The sequence below is a fragment of the Paraburkholderia rhynchosiae genome, assembly GCF_002879865.1.
Classification (GTDB): Bacteria; Pseudomonadota; Gammaproteobacteria; order Burkholderiales; family Burkholderiaceae; genus Paraburkholderia; species Paraburkholderia rhynchosiae.
Genome location: NZ_PNXY01000037.1, coordinates 1 through 18,668, shown reverse-complemented (window position 1 = coordinate 18,668; position 18,668 = coordinate 1). Strand labels below are relative to the sequence as shown.

Sequence of the window (18,668 nt, the reverse complement as noted above, 5' to 3'; positions counted from 1 at the left end):
ATATCAATTGGAGACGAGAGTCATGCAGCGATTTGAAATGTATATCAACGGCGAATCTTGCCAGTCCACTTCGGGCGAATGGTTCGATACGGAAAATCCGTTCACAGGAGACAGCTGGGCGCAAATTGCAAAAGGCAACGGCACCGACGTCGATCGGGCGGTGCAAACGGCGCACACCGCATTCAGTACCGGACCATGGTCACAGATGTCTCCAAGCCAGAGAGGCCTGCTGCTTCATCGGGTCGGCGACCTGATCGCGCGAGACGCAAAGCGGCTTGCCGAACTCGAAGTTCGGGACAACGGCAAGCTCATGGCGGAGATGCTCGGACAGTGCCAATATCTGCCCCAGTGGTATTACTATTTTGGCGGCCTGGCGGACAAGATTCAGGGCGCCGTCATTCCGCTCGACAAGAAGGGCTATTTCAACTTCACGCGCAACGAGCCGCTGGGTGTCGTCGCAGCAATCACGCCGTGGAATTCGCCACTTTTGCTAGCCACATGGAAGATTGCGCCGGCGTTGGCAGCAGGTTGCACGGTTGTGATCAAACCGTCCGAGTTCACTTCGGCGTCCACGATCGAGTTTGCGAAGCTCTTCACCGAAGCCGGCTTTCCGCCGGGCGTCGTGAACGTCGTGACTGGATTCGGTGCGGACGTCGGCTCGCCTTTGGTGGAACACCCCCTGGTCAAGAAGATCACGTTCACTGGCGCAGATTCCACAGGGCGCGCGATCAACGAGGCAGCAGCGCGTCAATTCAAGCACGTTAGTCTCGAACTCGGCGGCAAGTCACCCAACATCGTGTTCGAGGACGCCAATCTCGAAGACGCAGTAAATGGCGCGGTTTCCGGCATCTTCGCCGCGACCGGACAGACCTGTATTGCCGGTTCGCGACTTCTGTTGCAAGAAAGCATCTACGACACCTTCGTCGACAAACTCCTGACGCTGGCACGCACCGCGAAAATGGGGGATCCGTCGAGTATGGATACGCAGGTCGGGCCGGTAACGACGCGTCCTCAATATCAGAAGGTTCTGTCGTACATTGAAACCGCAAAGCAGGAAGGGGCGACGCTGCTGCTCGGTGGAAAGCCAGGCTGTGCACCGGAATGCGGTAATGGCTGGTTCGTCGAGCCGACCATTTTCGGCGACGTGAACAACAGGATGCGGATCGCGCAGGAGGAAGTCTTCGGTCCCATCCTGTCGATCATCAAGTTCAAGGACGAAGACGAGGCTGTCGCACTGGCGAATGACGTACGCTTCGGGCTTGGCTCTGGAGTCTGGACGAAGGATATCGGCCGGTCCATTCGTGTCGCTGAGAAGCTGCAGGCCGGCATGGTCTGGGTGAACAGCTATCGCGCGGTGAGCTACATGTCGCCGTTCGGCGGCTACAAGGATTCGGGACTTGGTCGCGAAAACGGTATCGACGCGATCCGCGAGTATCTGCAAACGAAGAGCGTCTGGATCAACACGGGGGTCAAGACTGCAAACCCGTTCGTCATGAGATAAATGTGACAATGCCCCGCGGCGTACCGAGGGGCATTTCTGAGTTCGATTAAGGCAACGGGGATAACGAAAGAATCACACGGTAAACGTGTGTCAGGACTTGATCCCTTGAGCTGCTTTGGTACTCGGCGCCCGGACCTCTAACGTGACCCCTGCCCCCTCGTTGACCGTCTTGAAGTACGTGAAGCCGCTTCGATCATCGAGACGCCCGCGTGCCAGAACGTCCAGTCCGGCGCTCGCAGCCTGTTCCTCTGCTTTGTCGCAACTCTCAACAGCAAAACCAAGATGAAAAACGCCTTCGCCGCGCGTTTCCAGAAAGCGTCGTTGCGGCGTGTCACCGTCTCCTGGCTGGCAAAGCTGCAGTTGGGCGTTGTCGATGTTCGCGAACTTATAACGCATCTTCAGGAAGGCTGGACGATCGTAGCCATCCAGTTCGTACGCCTCCATCGGCGGAAAATCTGTCCACGGACCGACTCCGATCGACTCGTAATAGTCCACGGCCTTTTCAATGTCACGAACCACGATACAGATGTGGTGCAGGTTCTGAAACATGGGTAGCTTTTCCATCGTGTGTTTCACTCCTGGTCAGTTTCGATGCTGGGCCGCAGAAGCTTTCGACAGCAGCTGCGGCCCGACGTCACACCGGATCATCCCGCATTGACAATCTTCTTCGGCGTATAGGCCCCTGCCGCTTCGTCGTGCGACTGGCCCACTGCCGGATTCCATTGGAAGCCAGAACGGGCCACGACACCTGGCCTCAAACGTTGATCCGGACCAAAGTCCGCAAATGGATGGAAGAACAGGGGTTCCGTGCTCTCGATCGCACGTAACCGCGCTGCGTAGGCGTCGAGGTACGCATGACGCTCCTCGGCGCTCACCCGGCCAGGCATCCACGATACATGCGGCGGCAGCACATCGAAGCCAAGGTAATTGAAGATCCCGTTGTGGATCGGCCAAAGAATGTGATTAATATCACCGTCGACACCGTCCGGCTCGTAAAGGCTCGCGGCCGTTCCCGTCGTGGTCGAAACCATTGCCTTGCGTCCCTTGAACATACCGGTCTCGTACTTCCGCCCGGTCGCATAGGCGAATCCGCGGGTCATCACGCGATCCACCCAGCCCTTCAGAATCGCCGGCATCCCGAACCACCACATTGGATACTGGAAGATGATCAGATCGCTCCAGAGCACCTTTTGTTGTTCGGCGTAAACATCCGGCGTCGGTTTCGTGGATGTTCTAAACATATGTTCCTGTTCCGCCGAAAGATCGAGGAAGTCAGGGTTGAGACGCTCGCCCACGAAGTCTTCGACGCCGAGCTCAGGCCGCCACTTCAGTTGATACAGGTCGGTTACCTGAACCTCGTGCCCCTGCGCTTTCAGGGTCGAGACAGCCGTATCTTTCAGCGCACCATTGAACGACTTCGGTTCGGGGTGAGCGAAAACGATGAGCACTTTCATGCGAAAACTCCATAAAAACCAGTTCATTGAGCGTGCCGGCCGATGGCCTACGCTTGAATTCGTTCCGTATATGCCACCGTCATCCTGCGGAACCCCGGCAGGCAGGCTCAGCGATCGCACCCCATCCTGGAAAGCAATCCCTGGCGACGATTGATTCGGTTTACAACATTCTGGATCTTTGCGAGATTCTGGTCTTGAGGAGGCTCGGCTAATTTATGCGGATTTCTGCACATTTCTGGAGGATAAGCGCCCCTGCTCTGGCCGGGAAATCCTTTCTAACAAGGGTACTAAAGTCTCCCCGGGGGTCTTCACACTGCGGAGAATTGCCGCAATCCCTGTGCACCGAACCTCGCAAAGTAGTGCACGAGCAGCCCGCGCGATCCGGATCATCGCTTAGGCCGCGTCAAGTTGAGACGTATGACCCTCTAGATATGCGGCCCGCACGGCTGGGTTGGCCAGCAGTTCGGCACCGCTCCCTTCCAGGGCAATCTGCCCGTGCTGGAGAACATACCCTCGATGCGCCACACGCAGCGCGTGATGAGCATTCTGTTCGACAAGCAGAATCGTCATCCCGAGCTGCTCGTTCAGCTCCTTGATAACCGAAAAAATCTTCTTGATAAAGATCGGCGCGAGACCAAGCGATGGCTCATCGAGTAGGAGCAATCTCGGTTGCGACATCAACGCACGCCCTATCGCTAGCATTTGCTGCTCCCCTCCTGACAGCGTGCCCGCACGCTGCGAAGCTCGGCTTCTCAGGATCGGGAACATCTCATACATGCGCTCGAGGTCAGCTGCGGTCCGCCGGTTGCCTGACGTATCGCCCATCAGGAGATTCTCGAGCACAGTCATTCGCTGAAATATGCGGCGCCCCTCGGGCACAACCGCAATATCGAGCTTGCCGATCGCATGCGATGGCAGATCGGAAATATTTTGTCCGTCGAATTCGACCTTGCCGCCGCTGGCCCGTGGATAGCCGAAAATGGTATTCATCAGTGTCGACTTGCCTGCGCCGTTCGCACCGATCAACGTGACGATCTCGCCAGTCTTCACGCCAAGGCTCACCCCGCGTAGCGCCTGGACGCTGCCATAGTGGGCACTAAGTTCGGCTATCTTAAGCATGAGCTGACTTCTCCTGCGTTGCTTCAGCAAGTGACGACGACTCGTCGTCCTCGCCGAGGTATGCGCTGATCACCTCAGGATTCACCTTGATGTCAGCAGGCAAGCCCTCTGCAATTTTCTTCCCGTGATTTAGCACGACAATATGGTCTGAAACCTTCATGACGACGCTCATATCGTGCTCGATCAGCAATATTCCGATGCCCTGCTCCCTCGCGAGCGAGGTCAGCAACGCGGTGAGTTCTGCCGACTCGCGCGGATTGAGGCCGGCAGCCGGCTCATCCAGACATAGCAGAATGGGGCCCGCGCACATCGCGCGCGCGATCTCGACGCGACGCTGCACCCCATAAGGCATGTCGCCAGCAGGTTTGTTAGCTATATCCCGAACGCTTAAGCGTTCGAGCCACGTCAAAGCGTTGTCTATCGCCTTGTCGTTCGCGCGTCGAAATGACCGCGCGTTGAGTGCCCCAGCAATCGAGAACCTGGACGCGTCCTGCAACACATTGTGCTGGGCGATCATCAGGTTTTCGAGCACGGTCATACGCGGGAACAGCCGTATGTTCTGAAACGTTCTGACGACCTGGCCAATCCGCGCCACGTCGACATTGTTCATCGCATCCAGCCGAAGTTTCCCGTGACGGGGATGCCCCAACGTGATCGCGCCTTCGGTCGGCTTGTAAAAGCCCGTCAGGCAGTTAAAGAATGTCGTCTTTCCGGCCCCGTTCGGCCCGATCACCGACGTCACCTCTCCTGCGCGCGCCGTCATGGACAGGTCTTCGATCGCGCGAAGCCCGCCAAACTGCATTGTGAGATTCTCAACGCTGAGCAGCGAAGTGGAGGCGTTCATGGCTTTGCCTCCACGTCGCGCGCGCTGACAGTCGCACGGCGATGGCTGATCAGCCCGCCGGGGCGCACGACCATGATAAACACCATTGCAATACCGAAAAGCAGCATTCTGTACTCGGAGAGATCACGCCCTAACTCGGGCAAAATCACCAGCAAGGCTGCCGCAAGGACGACGCCAAGCTGGCTTCCCATACCGCCGAGCACCACGATCGCGAGAATCGTCGCCGACTCCGAAAATGTGAAGCTCTCCGGCGAAATGAACCCCTGCCGTGCGGCGAAGAACACGCCGGCGAATCCTGCCAGCATTGCCCCCGTTGCAAAGGCAGACAGCTTCACATTCGTTACGTTGATCCCCATTGCTTTGCAGGCGATCTCGTCTTCGCGCACCGCTTCCCACGCACGCCCAACGGGTAGCCTTCTGAGCCGCGAGACGAGCAGGTTCGTCAGCAGCGCGAGCGCGAGGATCAGGTAGTACAGAAAGACGACTCGCTGGCCAGGCGAGTAATCAAGGCCAAACACGGTCGCGAAGGTGGGACCATCGGCCGCTGCCTGCATGGGGAGCCCGAAGAAGGTCGGCTTCGGAATGGACGAGACGCCATTGGGTCCGCCCGTCACGTCGCCCCAATTCACGAGTATCAACCGTATGATTTCCCCGAATCCGAGCGTGACGATGGCCAGATAATCGCCTCTGAGCCGGAGGGTCGGATAACCAAGCAACATGCCGAACGCCGCAGCGAGGCCGCCGGCGATTGGCAAACACTGCCAGAAGCCTAAGCCAAAATGCGTCGACAACAGGCCGTACGCGTACGCGCCTACCGCATAGAATGCGACATAACCAAGGTCCAGCAGCCCCGCCAGACCAACGACGACATTCAGGCCCCAGCCAAGCATGACGTAAATCAGTACGGTCGTCGCTGTATCGACGACGTAGCGGTTTCCAGCGAACAACGCGGGTAACAGCACGGCGAACGCCACGCATCCGGCCCCGGCCCATACAAGCGAGCCATTGCCCACGACTTGAGGAGCGGGTCTGGCGCGCGAGCGACGCTTTGAAAAAAAACTGAATCGCTGCAGCAAAAGCTGCATGACGATACGCCCCGCAAATGCAATCGCGATGAACGCCACTAACAACGCCCATCGTGTCTGAACCTCGAGACCGTGGGTGCCATCTCGCGTCGTCAAACCCAGCATTGGCAAGCCGACGAGGCCCGCGACCAGCGCTGCGCCAAGCGCATCCTTGACGCGAAATTGTAGATCCGTTTCTTGCATGACTGTCGAACTCATCACACCTTCTCCACTTCGGGTCGGCCGAGAAGCCCGGATGGACGAAACATCAAGACCACAATCAGAATCACGAACGTGGCCACATCCTTGTATTCGGGCGAGAGGTAGGCAGCCCAGAATGCTTCGATCAAGCCGATGATCACACCGCCCAGCATTGCCCCAGGAATCGAGCCGATTCCGCCGAGCACGGCTGCGGTAAACGCCTTGATGCCAGCCTCGAATCCAATCGAGAAGTCGATCACGCCGTAGTAGAGCGTCACCATGACACCTGCGACGGCAGCCAGTGCGGCTCCGATCATGAACGTCAGGGCGATGATCCGGTCCACGTTGTAGCCGAGGAACTGCATCATCCGCTGATCCTGCTCACAGGCTCGCTGCTGTCTACCGAAGGGTGTTTTATTGATGAACAACGTGAAGGCGCACATCAACAGGATCGTTACCGCAACGATGAGAATTTGCACGTACGAAACGTATGGCCCCTGAAATTTTTCACCGGAGAAAAGGTTCACCCCTCCGGTTACAAGCGGCTGAATGGACTTGACTCGTGCGCCTTGAGTAAGCTGAACCATGTTCTGCAGGAAAATCGAAATCCCGATCGACGAAATCAGCGGCGCAAGACGATTGGATCCGCGAAGCGGCCGATAACCGACACGTTCGACGGTCCATCCGAATACGGACGTCAGCGCGATAGATACGATCAGCGTAATTGCAATGCTCGCCACGACTGACGACATTCCGCTACCAGCAAGCAGCGTGAAGCAGGTCACGGCGATGAACGCGCTCACCATGTATATATCGCCATGAGCGAAATTGATCATGCCGATAATGCCGTAGACCATCGTGTAGCCAATCGCGATCAGGCCATAGACGGCGCCCAAGGTCAGCCCATTAATCAGTTGTTGCAGTGCCTGGCTCATGTCCTCTCCGGTGAATCTGCTGCAGAGGCGGCGCAGTAAAGCGACGCACCGCCTCTTTCCTTGCTACATAGACTGGACAGGACGCGTCACTTCACATAGTCGTAGTTATTGCCCTTCCACCGGTAGACCACATAGCCCGGGCTCTTCAGATCGCCTTTCGCGTCGAAGTCCACCTGGCCGACTACCGTGCTGAACGATGCGTTGTGAAGCTGCTTCACGATCGCCGCATAGTCCGTGGAGTTGGCTTTCTTCGCAGCCTCGGCAAAAACCTGCATGGCGGCGTACGAGTACAGCATGTAGCCTTCCGGCTCGATTTTCTGCGCGCGAAATGCCGCCACTACCTTTGCAGCTGCCGCACTCTTGCGCGGGTCGGGCGGGAAGGTAAACAGGACCTTGTTGATCTCCGGCCCTGCGGCGGTCACCAGTTCATTGTTCGTCAGCGTGTCGCCGCCGAGGACCGTCAGATTCAGCCCAGCCTGCGCCGCCTGACGAAGGATCAGCGCCACTTCCTGGTAGTAGCCGCCGTATACAAGGACCTGAACACCATTCGCCTTCAGTTTGCTGATGAGGCCGGAATAGTCCTTCTCACCCGCCGTGATCGACTGGCGCAGCGCCACGGGTGTCTGCTTCGCCGCCAGATCTTTTGCAATCTCGTCCGCCAGACCGCCGCCGTACGCCGTCTTATCGTCAATGACGGCAATTTTCTTGCCCTTGAAGTTCGCGGCGATATAGTCCGCCGCGACCTGTCCTTGCTGGTCGTCCCTGCCCGTGATGCGGAAGATCCCCTTGATGCCGCGTTCCGTGATTTTGGGGTTGGTCGACACGGTGACCTGTGGGATCTGCGCGTCGTTGTAGACGTCGGATGCCGGCAGCGTGGAACTGGAGCACCAGTGACCGTCGACAAACGCCACCTTCTTATTGACGAAGCTGTTGGCAACGGAAACCGCCTGCTTGGGATCACAAACGTCGTCACCGACCACCAGGTCGAGTTGCTGTCCGAGCAAACCGCCTGCCGCGTTGATGTCCTTCACTGCCTGTTCTGCGCCCTTGCGAAACTGGTCTCCCCCCGACGCGTACTCTCCCGTCATCGGACCCGCGACTCCCACCACTATGCTTGCGTCCGCAGTGGCCGAGCAGGCCAAAGCCATCCCGCCCATGCCGAGTACTGCACCAAATTTAACCAATCCTTTCCGGCCGTTCATAACCATCTCCAAGAGCAGGCTTCGATGCAGGAACGAACAGGACTTAGCTATCGTTCCTGGGTATTTGCCTCGTGTTCAATCGCGAGGTAGACCGCAGGTTGCCGGCACCAAAAACTGGCTGGAATTTGATTGTGCGAAAGCAGGGATTAGGTGCAGCTTAAAGATGCGCAATGCCGAGACTAGCTTGCGGAGAATCGCACAATTCAGACTCTCCGCCCTACATACAACCGTGTAAACGACTATGCCCGCTCTTGTAGCGTCGTTGAACGCTTGCGGGGATTTGACGCATTGCTTATATTCAGAAACACGCGGGGCTCTTCTCCCGCCGTCGACAGGCTGCATTGTCCGCCACGGTGGTTGACCCGTATCGGGCCACACGCGCCTCCGAATGCCTTGCTTCAGCCAAATGATAAACTACCACTCATTGCCGATTACCATTCTCTCGTGCTAAACGCTGCAAATGGTCCATCCAGTCGTAACTGGTCTTGCAATGAGACGGCGAGGCTTCCCGGTTGACGACATCGGGAGCTGATTCCGTGCTAACCGACACCTTTGTCCTCTGCATTCCCCGCCCACGAGGATTGATATCATTCTCCATGGCGGAGTGATCATGAATAATCAGGTCAATTTTCTCACTCATTGTGTATTCCAAAATATCTTGACTACCTTATCGATGGCCCGAGCACAAACTCATATGGCGAGATCAATTGAAGGCAGCCCGTGCCGACCGTAAGAAGGTCGACAGATTGCAGTAGTTATCAGGAAGACACAATTCAAAACATTGAAACACCGCCTTAGCGCGTCGCAAACAATGGAGCAACGTCATGATTAGGCGACAAACGGTGTGGGGCGCATCTACGTTGCAGATTACCCGCGCCAGCGTCTTGCACAATCTGGCTCGGGTCCAGTATCGGCTGAAAAACCTACGCCAGTTCATAGCGAGCGCGCCAGAACTTGCGTCGCTACGATGCTACTCTCCATAGGTAGCATTAGCGCCCCCGGAACGGCCGCTCGCCACCCTTTTGGAGTGTCGAATGGTCATTCGGAAGCGGCCGTTCGCGGGCCAGATTTGGACCGCTCGTTGAGCGCTTCACTTTAGTTACAGTCGCACGGAGACCCTGCAAGGACACGGCGTTTCAGTTTGAAGCCAGCCAGGTTCGTTCCACCTTCGGCAGCGAGAAGCAAGACCGCGATCCAGATCGGAATATACGTTAACCACTGTTCCGCATGGATTCGCTCACCAAGCATCAGGGAGACCATCACCATCAGAACTGGCTCAACATACCCCAGCAATCCGAACAGCCCGAATGGAAGCAGCCGGTTCGCAACCGTATAGGCCATAAAGGCGGCAGCACTGATGATAGCAAGCAAGCAAAGCAAAACACTCAGGTGCGGGGCGGTAGAGAAAGCATCGTGTGGTGTGCGGGAGACAAAGCAGAACGCAGCGGGCAAGGTTAGCGTGACGTCAAACCAGAGACCGCCAAGATGAGCCGTATTCAGCCTGCGCCGCAGAGCGAAATACGCAGGGAACCCGAGACAGACAAAGAGCGATGTCCAGGATACGCCGCCAACTTGATAAAATTCATTAGCGACGCCGATGGCTGCGGATGCGGCCGCGAGCTTCTGCATACCGCTCAGTCTCTCTTTGTAGAAATAGCGGCCAACAAGTAGCATCACCAATGGAAGCAGGAAGTAGCCCATGGAGACATTAAGCGCTTGGCCATTAAGGGGAGCCCACATGAACAGCCATTGCTGGCTTCCGAGAAGCGCGCTGCTCAGCACAAGGTAAAGGAATAGCTGAGGACTTTTTCTGATCCGCAAACACAACGCCTTGACCTTTCTCCATTCGCCAGTTGCAATCAGGAAAACGGTGATGCAAGGCATCATGAGAACCATCCGCCAGCCAAATATCATTTCGCCCGTAAGCGGGTGCAGCAACGTAGCGTAATAATACAAACCTGCAAAGAGGCTTGTGGCTGTGATGGACAAAGCTACACCTTTCAACACGTCGTTCTCCTATTTAAGGCTCGTCATCGCAGGGGAAAATCCCACGGTGCTCCGTGCCTGAATCGGCTTTCGATCCAGCTTTTGAAGGCAGACACCGGCGCTGCTTCATATTTGGCGGAAGGCCGGACAAAGGATATGTCCCCCGCTGAATCCAGTTCCCAATCCGGCAGTACGCGGACCAGTCGTCCTTGCGATATGTCCTGATTCATAAGCCACTCCCCCGCGCCGACAATTCCAGTTCCCGAAACAGCGGCTGCTAGCAACGTATCGCTATCGTTAGTCGTTAAACTTCCGTCGACAGGACAGGTGTGTCGCTCCTCTCCACGAACCAGCTTCCATTCCGGGAATGATGTGAATCCGCTAAAGCGAAGGCAATTGTGATTTATCAATTCTGCCGGTCCTGCGGGGTGGCCTCGCCTTTTGACATAGGACGGTGCAGCGCCCAGAATCCGGCGATGCGTGCTTAGTTTTTTTGCTACCAGTCGGCTGTCTGCAAGCTCACCGATACGTATAGCTGCGTCGAACCCTTCGCGTATCAGATCGACAAATCGCTCATCAAACTCAGCGACCACTTTTACCGCCGGATACGTCTCCATGAACTCTGGCAGTATCGGTGCAATCCATCGACGCCCCATCGAGGCAGGGAGCGCCAGTCTCAAAATTCCTCGGACGTCGGCAGATTCACTTGCTGCCTGCCGCTCTGCATCACTGATCATCGCCATTGCCATTTGCAGACGCGACGCCATATCTAGCCCAACCTGGGTCAATCGAACATGTCGCGTCGATCGCTCCATTAATCGGACGCCAAGTCGTGCCTCCATCGCGGCTATCCGCTTCGAAAGCACGGTCGGGTGGCGGTTCAAAAGCTTCCCGGCTGCAACGAAGCTGCCTTGCTTTGCCACCGCAAGGAAGGCAGCGATTTCGTCCGAGTGACGGTTATCGAAAATATTGTCGTATTCCATTGGTCCGTACGAGAGGTTGAACAAGATCGCGATTGCGCTGATTTCGTGATCGACGCGTCCGACCGTCTCCCGATGACCTTTCGTTGCGCCAATTATGAGAAAGTCGGACTCGTGCATCAAGCTGGATAAGTGCAGATAATTGCTGCACATGATGCAGCAATTCCGCAACGGATGGCAGGGAAGCTGGGAGACTTGCGGGGTCACATCGCAGGGGATGGCCGCTAACACTTGGCAAGCGGCCGTAGGATAACTAGCGCCGGGCGTCCCTGATTAGCCGGTCGCACCCGCTGAGCAATGGCGTCACAAAGCAGCCGCTGGCGCACGGCGAATGCTTTTGAATGGTGGCTTACGTTGAAGTCGGCGAGCACGTACAGTCGGCCACAAGTTGACATTCGCCAGTGGCCATAACGAGACGTTCGAATGGCCGGTACATCCACGAAGGAGTCGTCCGGAATTCACGTAGATCACGCACCTGATCATGCAGTTGTCAACGGTGCGGCTTCTGGTGGCGGGGCATGGCGCCTTTTCTCTGGTGGAAAGGCTACCGGACAGCGCCGGGCCCTTGCGTCCGTTGCCATCGTTAATCATGGCGCGGTCCTTTCAACGTCGACGCGTTTCGCCGTTGCATTTCAACCATTCAAATGGATCGCAGGAAAGCTGCTGACACGCCCAGTTGGAGATCGGATGAGAGGTTCCGCGAACGCGCTATCTCCTTGGTGAGCTGCATGACCGTGCGGCAAGCAAGCGTCATTTCGCCGTGGGGAGACATGGCAAGTGCAATGAAGCGCGGCACGGACGGATTAACCACCATCGACGCCTGCAACCGGCATTCCTTTTCAAGATTGGTAATCGCATAAGGTCCGAGCAACGCGTAGATTCCGCCGTCTGCCACGATGTGCCCCTGCAGACTCAAAGAGTCAGCTTCCGCCGCGAAGATGAGGGAGACCTGGTGTTCACCCGCAAGTTGTTCGAGCCGGTCGCGCCAGCTGTTGGGGCGGCAGAAAAAGACCAGTGGAATCCCGTCGAGCTTTGAAAAAGCAATCGTGGACTGCTTTGTCAAAGGATCGCCTTCTGCACCGACCAGGTAGGTCGCCGCCTCAACGAGATACTCGTCAGCGTTTTTCGGCGTAGGACTATTTCGAAACAGGATTGCGAGGTCGACACTGCCGTTTTCCAGCCACGTTTCCAGCAACGCACCTTGACCTTCGCGCACCTGTAGTTGCACCAGGGGATAACGCTCCCGAAGGCGATGGTAAAGGGTGCTGACAAGCGGATGCGCGGTGGAAGGCAGGACTCCAATTCTGACCAAGCCGATCGGCTCTCCCGCCGTACTGCGGATGTCGTTTGACAACTGCTCTGTACCGGCCAGCCACGCCCTTATGCGCGGGGCGATACGCGCCCCCAACTCGGTCAATACCACGCCTCGCCCGGTCCGCTGAAACAAACGGCCGCCGCAGTATTGCTCAAGCTCAACAATCTGGCGGCTGATGTGCGGCTGACTTGTCCCATAGGCAACGGCGGCCTTGCTCAAACTGCCGAGTTCCGCGGCGTCGATGAACAGCTTCCAGGCAGCGTAGTCCACCGTCAGGTCCCCAATGAGCTATGTCAGGTCAGTATAGCTGAAATGTCTCGTTTGCCAGTTCTCGCATGGGCCGACCGTCCCTACACTGCAACGCATGCACCGTTGTTCCGGCTTGAAGCGAAACGAGCAGCGGGCTCTCCTCTTTCGGAAAGAGGAGCCGAAAAGCTCAATTTGGATGGAGACGTCATGAAAGCGATCGATCTGCGCGGTTTGGTCCCCCATCGATTTCGACGACGAGCATCTATCTTCATAGCGACGACGACACCCGTCACCGCGAGACAGAAGAGAAGCATCGTCTGGACTGGTGAAGTGCGGATTTCGGGCCGGACAGCATTTCACGGGAAAGCGAGACGGCTCCAGCTGGACCTCTGTGCGTGCCGCTGCGGAAAGAATAGGCTTGGGGCCGACTATCTGTTTAAGCACGAACGACCATGCCAATAATTCGAGATCCTTAGTTATAACTGCCGTGCAATGGCAATACGGTCCGCGACTCAAAGCTCGTCGCCCGGGTCAGCGATATCACACCGGAACGGCCGTCCTTCCATGCTCATCAGCATTCGCCGGGCGCAGCGGATGGCTGTGGCATGAAAACGATGACGTTCATGAAGCGATCTGTTCTCTTCATCGCGCAAGCTTCCACGCCGAGCTTGCCAGCGTTACATAGCCATTACATCCTCTTTAGTGGTCGACGGAGCAACCTTGCCGCCCTCAAACATAACTAATCGTTCAATTTTTCCGGCGCTGCCACCCGCCGGTCCCGGGCGCCCGCGTCGACAACGACGAGCGCTTGCACGGGAAAAGCTCACGAAAAGCCGGACCGGTGGTTCCGGAGCCGAAGACGATGACGCTTCGGGATGGCCGGGGCGCTACCCGCCGGGAGTCTGGTCCTGTTGAGCGGGAAGCGGGTCCGTGCCTTCGCCAAGGATGGCGAGATAACGCCGATAGCCGAACACGCGTCCGCGCCGGCGCCCCGTTACTTCCTCCACCACACCGAGGCGTTCCAGGTCGGCAAGCGCAGCATTGACCGTCGGCGCACTGAGGCCGGTACGTTCAACCAGCAGGTTGGCAGTAAGGAATGGATTCTGTTGAAGCAGGTCATGGACGCGCAGGGCCGATCCGGCCCGCTCGCTCTCCGCAGTGATCCGCTCCCGGTCTTCCTTGAACAGGCCGACGATCCGTGTTGCAGCATCAAACGCCTGGTTTGCTGTCTCCGCCACGCCATCGAGGAAGAACTCGAGCCAGGGTTCCCAGGCACCGCGTTCACGCACCTCCTGCAGGAGCCGGTAGTAGTCCCCCCGGTGCGTCTTGAGGTAGAGACTCAGGTAGAGGAGCGGCGAGTGCAAAACCCCATGCACCTTGAGGAACAGGGTGACGAGCAGCCGGCCAATGCGGCCGTTGCCGTCAAGAAACGGGTGGATCGTCTCGAACTGGACATGAAGAAGTCCGGCCTTGATCAGCGCCGGCAAGCGCGAGCGGTCCTCATGCATGAACTTTTCAAGTGCATCAAGACAGGGGTCGAGCTCGTTCACGGGCGGCGGCACATACTGGGCGTTGCCGGGTCGGGTCCCGCCGATCCAGTTCTGGGACCTGCGGAACTCGCCAGGGCTTTTAGTGCCCCCCCGCCCACTTTGAAGCAGGCGCGCATGCATCTCGCGGATTAACCGCAGAGAGAGCGGCAACTCCTGGAGCCGGTGCAGCCCATACATCATCGCGTCAACGTAGTTCGACACCTCCCGGACGTCGTCGATGGGTTGGCCGGCCTGTGCCTCGGTTTCGAAACGAAGCAAATCGGTCAAGGTGGACTGGGTGCCCTCGATCTGGGACGACAGCACGGCCTCCTTGCGCACATACATGTAGAGGAAAAGCTCCTGCCGGGGGAGAAGCATCGTGATGCCGTCCAGCCGCCCGACCGCCCGCTCGGCAAGGCTGAGCCGGTCAAGCAGACTCAAGACGTCAATAGGGGGGTCGGGCGGTAGGGGCGGCGGCACGAATGCGCTCGCAATCTCACCGCCTACGGCGGTTTCGACGAATCGGCCCAGCCGGGGATTTGTTGTACTCTCGTCAGCCATGGATGAATTATGGCAATTAGTCGTTAATTAAGCAATACGCCTTTGACTTAATTAGCGCTGAGGCTTATTTAAGCGGCCTTAAACAACGCTCTTCCCCCAACCTGTCGCCCTCGCAGGCGGTCGTCCGTTGCCGTGCCCATTCCCGTCGTACCTGGTTACCGCCACCTGTGGTCCGGCAATTTTTCGCCGGTCTGTCATGGCGACGTCGAGGCCGGGCTGCGGCCCGGTCAGTGAAGCCCGATCTCTTTTACGGGACAGCGGGCGGGTTGTTCACGGTAGAACCGCCCGGTCCGCCTTTCTTTCCCTTCGCTCGCTGCGCCGCCCTTCCGCACGCTTCACGGCCTCTTCCAGAGATTGCACGTGTTCTGGCGTAGTGCGACCAAAACGCTTGTGGTAGCAATGTGCAATGAATTCCTCGAGGGGACGCTTCCACGGTTCCTGCTGCCCGTTAGCCAGCGACCCGAATCGTCGGGGATTCAATCCCGGTTCGCGGGCCATCTGGATATGAGCGTGGCTCAACCTGAAACGCTGCCGCGCTTCAAACCACGGCTGAAGCTTCGATGGTATCCGCATCAGGGTTCGCCTTTGTGCCAATGTGCCGCCGTCAATCGCTCCACCGCCGCGTAGTAAGACGCCTGCGAAGCTTCAGGGTTTTCGTTCCGCTCCGTCTTCAAAATATCGAACAGATGCTCTGCGGCGACCGAGCTGATGGCGTGGATAGCATCGTGTCGCGACAGTCCCTGGTTCCTGAGTCGATGCATCGCCCGGACCACGGGCTCAAGGTTCAGGGCAATCTGGTTTTCGACGATCACGTGGAACGCAGCGTGTGCCGTGACGTTGGGAAGTTTGAGCCGGGCGACGCGGTGATACGTTTCGACGAGAGAAATTCGCTCCTGTTCATCGAGTTCGAGCCATGATCCAGGTGCGGGCGCGCAATCGGGCGTGTACTTTTCCATGATGCAGGTTTTGTCCTGACTTTCCTTCTGCCTGTCGTAAAACTCCGGTCTGTCGCTGAGTTGCGCTTCAGTTGATGTCACCACGTCCCGGCGGATTCCTTCGAGGCGGCGCTCAAGACCGTTCATGCGCGCTATGTGCTGGGTCTGACCGCGACGCCGCTGCGGCGCGACAGCCAGCAGCCCGTCATGTTCATACTGTGCGGGCCGATCCGGCACACGTCGCGCCTGCCAGCCGGCGCCCCCCAACTGCTGGAAGCGCTCCCGCAAAGGCTCACCGCAGCGGTGAACGTCGCGGCTGAAGCGCCGAAGCGGACAGTGTTCGCGCATCTCGCGCAGGTCGCGGCACGCATGCAGATGATCGCCGCCACCATCATTGCGCAGTACGGGCAGGGGCGCAAGGTGCTGGTGCTCACCGAGCGCACAGACCATCTCGAACGCTTGAAGCAGGCTCTGGCGGGCCGGTACAGCCGCAGTTCGTGCTGCGCGGGCGCCTCGCGAAAAAGGCGCGTGCAGCACAGCTCGCGGCCCTTGACGCGCTGGCCGCTGGCACACCCCGGATCGTGCTGGCGACCGGCAGGCTGGTAGGCGAAGTTTTCGACCACCCGGCACTGGAGACGCTGGTATTCGCCATGCCGGTGGCCTGGACGGGCACGCTGCAGCAGTACGCCGGCCGCCTGCACTGCGACCACGCGGCCAAAACCGGTGTGCGCGTGCTCGATTATGTCGACGGCGGCCATCTGTGAATTTTCGCGACCGTGTCGTATTGTCGTATCTCATTCCATTTACTCTAATGTGGTAGAAATCAGGCACGACCTCACTCGCGGCGAGTCTCCCACTACTTGTGGTTCGCAAAGGACATCTAATGGCTTTTAGTTCGCACATGGCTTTCGCCAGGAACAAGGCGGGTCAAGTGGTCGCGGCGAACGACCTGCCGTCCGTTGGCCCGGCGATCTTCTATTGCGCCGGCTGCGGTGGCGAGGTCACCCTGTGTCGTCAAGACGCTTCTCAAGCGGACTTCCGGCACGTGCGTCCTGCTGCCTGCGAGCTTGATGCGCAGCGCGCACTGCACGCCGCGGCGGTGCAACTGCTTGCCGAGAGCCGGTTCGTCGTCGCTCCCTGCGCTGACACAGAAAGGTACTGGACATGGCAAGCGCCACATCATTGAAGAATGGGGTCTGGCGTCAGTCCGCACCACAGTGGATGGAATCCCGGTCGACTTCTTTGCCGAGACGCTGGCGGGACCGCTGATCATCCAGATCGCCATCAAGTCGTTGTACGACGCATCGACGCGATCGACCATCCGGGCTCTCGGCTACGCTGCGCTTGAAATCTCGATCCCGAAACCGGGCGAAGTGCTGGGCATTGGCGATCTCCGGGAAGTCGTACTGCATGGGCTAACGAACAAGGTTTGGCTGTGGCACCCGGCGATCGGCAATCGCGAACGTCATGCGCCGCCCAAGCGGCGGCCGGCCGAAGTGGCGCTGCTCTTTGGCGAGGTCGAAAAGCCTGCCGCGAAGCTGTCGGTGCCTGTAGCCGTCACCCCATGGGTGCAAGCCGGCGGGCTAGCGGCCGATGCAGCCTATCGGCAACTGCCTGTCGCGGAGAAGATCGGCGCCTTTGAGCAACAGCTAGGCGAGCCATGCGCGCGCTGGCCGGATGCGGCCGATGTTGACGTGACCGGAAAAGGCTCGTTTTGTGTCGACCCGCGAGTCTGGCAAGCGGACATCTTTGGCAAGTTCGTGCGTCCCGCCGCTGAAGGCGCGAGTACCAGGGACTTCACGATGCTGACGGTGCTTGGCTGGCTCGACATGCGCTACAGAATCGTTCCCGCATTCGAAGATGCGGAAAAGGTCGCGGTCCATCAATATCTCCGGGCGCTCACCGCGCAGGGCTATCTGGCGGAACTGCCTGACCAGCAATTCCGCGTGGTGCCGGACCCGCGTCCCAACGGGCTCTCGACGTTGCGGTGGAACCCAGATGCGAGGTTGAGTGTCAGCGGCCTGCGCGTCTGCTCGGAGCGTGTGCGGCTGGAGATTCCGGTCAACCAGGTCCAGCGGCTTCTGGAATATTTTGAGGATGGCCATCCTGCAGTATCGGTGGCGACCTTCGTGCAGGACCTGATGCTCCGGCTTCATGCGCCCGAGCGCACCGTTGTGGCGCTGCTGCGCGAGGCCGATCTGGTCGTCGGATAACCGAATACTGATCAACACAGTTTGAAGCGGCGCGCGAGCGTGTGCGCCGGTTGGGTGCGGTCGCAAACAGAAACGACGCCGTAAAACGGATAGCGTCACCAGCCAGGAAGAGACAGGCGGCGGAAACGATGGAGACGATCGAATGCGCATTGGCAGGAAAAGAGCGACTGCGGAAGGCGTGGTGGTTGGCCTGAGGTTCGCTGACGGGCACCCTCTCCTACCCGTTTGGCAGTCAGGCAATCAAGTCAATTGCGGGCCGATTTGAAGCCCACATCGCCGCCAAACCTCCGGCTATCTAATTAGGATTCCCGAATTTGTCGAGGCCATTCTGAAATGTCCGCTTTCTGGCTAAGTTGAAATGTCCGGGTTTAAGGGGTTTGTTTCTAACGCCTTTTGTCTCACACCTTGTTGAAGGACGATGCCTGAAGTGGCAGGGCGCTTACGTCTGTGTCGATCACCTTTGCAGACCGACGGCCAGGTTTGCGTGGTTGTTGCATTTGCCGCTGCTGCGACTGTTCCAGAATCACACCATTGATATCGGCCTGCGTGAACTCGCGCTGTTTCTTCTTGCCGGGCGAGC

General features: G+C 58.2%; 18 protein-coding genes and 1 pseudogene. 5 read left to right on the top strand and 14 right to left on the bottom strand.

What is annotated here, in order from left to right; translation table 11 throughout:
- Positions 1-22: 22 nt before the first annotated feature.
- Positions 23-1,501: an aldehyde dehydrogenase gene (locus tag C0Z16_RS31635; protein WP_102635972.1), complete on the top strand. Its 1,479-nt coding sequence runs from the start codon at positions 23-25 to the stop codon at positions 1,499-1,501.
- 90 nt (positions 1,502-1,591) lie between these two features.
- On the opposite strand, the gene C0Z16_RS31630 is transcribed toward C0Z16_RS31635, so the two are convergent.
- The 13 genes from C0Z16_RS31630 to C0Z16_RS31570 all read right to left on the bottom strand — a co-directional run bounded on the left by C0Z16_RS31630 (position 1,592) and on the right by C0Z16_RS31570 (position 16,022).
- Positions 1,592-2,065 (bottom strand): VOC family protein, encoded by a 474-nt coding sequence (locus C0Z16_RS31630; protein WP_102635971.1) that lies wholly within the window; start codon positions 2,063-2,065, stop codon positions 1,592-1,594.
- A gap of 80 nt (positions 2,066-2,145) precedes the next feature.
- Entirely contained in the window at positions 2,146-2,955 is an 810-nt protein-coding gene (locus tag C0Z16_RS31625) for an NAD(P)H-dependent oxidoreductase (RefSeq protein WP_102635970.1), read from the bottom strand.
- Between the two features lie 393 nt (positions 2,956-3,348).
- On the bottom strand, positions 3,349-4,074 hold the full coding sequence (locus C0Z16_RS31620; protein WP_102635969.1) for an ABC transporter ATP-binding protein: 726 nt from the start codon (positions 4,072-4,074) through the stop codon (positions 3,349-3,351).
- Positions 4,067-4,918, bottom strand: coding sequence for an ABC transporter ATP-binding protein (locus tag C0Z16_RS31615; RefSeq protein ID WP_102635968.1), 852 nt, complete (start codon positions 4,916-4,918; stop codon positions 4,067-4,069). The genes C0Z16_RS31620 and C0Z16_RS31615 overlap by 8 nt, the downstream gene beginning before the upstream one ends.
- A complete protein-coding gene (gene livM / locus C0Z16_RS31610) occupies positions 4,915-6,201 on the bottom strand; it encodes a high-affinity branched-chain amino acid ABC transporter permease LivM (protein WP_102635967.1) in 1,287 nt (428 codons plus the stop codon). Before livM ends, C0Z16_RS31615 begins: the two co-directional genes overlap by 4 nt.
- On the bottom strand, positions 6,201-7,118 hold the full coding sequence (locus tag C0Z16_RS31605) for a branched-chain amino acid ABC transporter permease (protein WP_102635966.1): 918 nt from the start codon (positions 7,116-7,118) through the stop codon (positions 6,201-6,203). The genes livM and C0Z16_RS31605 overlap by 1 nt, the downstream gene beginning before the upstream one ends.
- A gap of 86 nt (positions 7,119-7,204) precedes the next feature.
- Complete coding sequence (locus C0Z16_RS31600) at positions 7,205-8,320, bottom strand: branched-chain amino acid ABC transporter substrate-binding protein (RefSeq protein ID WP_102635965.1); 1,116 nt, start codon at positions 8,318-8,320, stop codon at positions 7,205-7,207.
- A gap of 421 nt (positions 8,321-8,741) precedes the next feature.
- A complete protein-coding gene (locus C0Z16_RS37570; protein WP_146014385.1) occupies positions 8,742-8,960 on the bottom strand; it encodes a hypothetical protein in 219 nt (72 codons plus the stop codon).
- Positions 8,961-9,415: 455 nt separating this feature from the next.
- Positions 9,416-10,327 (bottom strand): EamA family transporter RarD, encoded by a 912-nt coding sequence (gene rarD / locus C0Z16_RS31595; RefSeq protein WP_102635964.1) that lies wholly within the window; start codon positions 10,325-10,327, stop codon positions 9,416-9,418.
- Between the two features lie 23 nt (positions 10,328-10,350).
- Positions 10,351-11,439 (bottom strand): LysR family transcriptional regulator, encoded by a 1,089-nt coding sequence (locus C0Z16_RS31590; protein WP_244201430.1) that lies wholly within the window; start codon positions 11,437-11,439, stop codon positions 10,351-10,353.
- Positions 11,440-11,926: 487 nt separating this feature from the next.
- The gene (locus C0Z16_RS31585; RefSeq protein ID WP_102635963.1) at positions 11,927-12,871 is read right to left on the bottom strand and encodes a LysR family transcriptional regulator; all 945 of its coding nucleotides are present in this window, start codon (positions 12,869-12,871) and stop codon (positions 11,927-11,929) included.
- An 866-nt stretch (positions 12,872-13,737) separates the two neighbouring features.
- Positions 13,738-14,940, bottom strand: coding sequence for a Fic family protein (locus C0Z16_RS31580; RefSeq protein ID WP_102635962.1), 1,203 nt, complete (start codon positions 14,938-14,940; stop codon positions 13,738-13,740).
- Between the two features lie 572 nt (positions 14,941-15,512).
- Positions 15,513-16,022 (bottom strand): hypothetical protein, encoded by a 510-nt coding sequence (locus tag C0Z16_RS31570; RefSeq protein ID WP_244201429.1) that lies wholly within the window; start codon positions 16,020-16,022, stop codon positions 15,513-15,515.
- A gap of 9 nt (positions 16,023-16,031) precedes the next feature.
- On the opposite strand from C0Z16_RS31570, the gene C0Z16_RS31565 reads away from it, so the two are divergent.
- The 4 genes from C0Z16_RS31565 to C0Z16_RS31555 all read left to right on the top strand — a co-directional run bounded on the left by C0Z16_RS31565 (position 16,032) and on the right by C0Z16_RS31555 (position 18,088).
- Entirely contained in the window at positions 16,032-16,481 is a 450-nt protein-coding gene (locus C0Z16_RS31565; RefSeq protein WP_208638654.1) for a hypothetical protein, read from the top strand.
- Positions 16,457-16,639, top strand: coding sequence for a hypothetical protein (locus C0Z16_RS39040; RefSeq protein ID WP_244201428.1), 183 nt, complete (start codon positions 16,457-16,459; stop codon positions 16,637-16,639). The genes C0Z16_RS31565 and C0Z16_RS39040 overlap by 25 nt, the downstream gene beginning before the upstream one ends.
- Before the next feature lie 119 nt (positions 16,640-16,758).
- On the top strand, positions 16,759-17,061 hold the full coding sequence (locus C0Z16_RS31560; RefSeq protein WP_102635960.1) for a competence protein CoiA family protein: 303 nt from the start codon (positions 16,759-16,761) through the stop codon (positions 17,059-17,061).
- A gap of 31 nt (positions 17,062-17,092) precedes the next feature.
- Positions 17,093-18,088, top strand: coding sequence for a hypothetical protein (locus tag C0Z16_RS31555; RefSeq protein ID WP_102635959.1), 996 nt, complete (start codon positions 17,093-17,095; stop codon positions 18,086-18,088).
- 398 nt (positions 18,089-18,486) lie between these two features.
- Here C0Z16_RS31555 and C0Z16_RS38420 read toward each other — a convergent pair.
- Positions 18,487-18,668: pseudogene (locus C0Z16_RS38420) on the bottom strand (ISNCY family transposase); the annotation flags it as partial.

Bases quoted from the DNA above. Each gene is read 5' to 3' on its own strand.
- C0Z16_RS31635 (WP_102635972.1), top strand. From the start codon at position 23: ATGCAGCGATTTGAAATGTATATCAACGGCGAATCTTGCCAGTCCACT.
- C0Z16_RS31630 (WP_102635971.1), bottom strand. From the start codon at position 2,065: ATGGAAAAGCTACCCATGTTTCAGAACCTGCACCACATCTGTATCGTG.
- C0Z16_RS31625 (WP_102635970.1), bottom strand. From the start codon at position 2,955: ATGAAAGTGCTCATCGTTTTCGCTCACCCCGAACCGAAGTCGTTCAAT.
- C0Z16_RS31620 (WP_102635969.1), bottom strand. From the start codon at position 4,074: ATGCTTAAGATAGCCGAACTTAGTGCCCACTATGGCAGCGTCCAGGCG.
- C0Z16_RS31615 (WP_102635968.1), bottom strand. From the start codon at position 4,918: ATGAACGCCTCCACTTCGCTGCTCAGCGTTGAGAATCTCACAATGCAG.
- livM (WP_102635967.1), bottom strand. From the start codon at position 6,201: ATGAGTTCGACAGTCATGCAAGAAACGGATCTACAATTTCGCGTCAAG.
- C0Z16_RS31605 (WP_102635966.1), bottom strand. From the start codon at position 7,118: ATGAGCCAGGCACTGCAACAACTGATTAATGGGCTGACCTTGGGCGCC.
- C0Z16_RS31600 (WP_102635965.1), bottom strand. From the start codon at position 8,320: ATGAACGGCCGGAAAGGATTGGTTAAATTTGGTGCAGTACTCGGCATG.
- C0Z16_RS37570 (WP_146014385.1), bottom strand. From the start codon at position 8,960: ATGAGTGAGAAAATTGACCTGATTATTCATGATCACTCCGCCATGGAG.
- C0Z16_RS31590 (WP_244201430.1), bottom strand. From the start codon at position 11,439: ATGTGCAGCAATTATCTGCACTTATCCAGCTTGATGCACGAGTCCGAC.
- C0Z16_RS31580 (WP_102635962.1), bottom strand. From the start codon at position 14,940: ATGGCTGACGAGAGTACAACAAATCCCCGGCTGGGCCGATTCGTCGAA.
- C0Z16_RS31570 (WP_244201429.1), bottom strand. From the start codon at position 16,022: ATGAACGGTCTTGAGCGCCGCCTCGAAGGAATCCGCCGGGACGTGGTG.
- C0Z16_RS31560 (WP_102635960.1), top strand. From the start codon at position 16,759: ATGGCTTTTAGTTCGCACATGGCTTTCGCCAGGAACAAGGCGGGTCAA.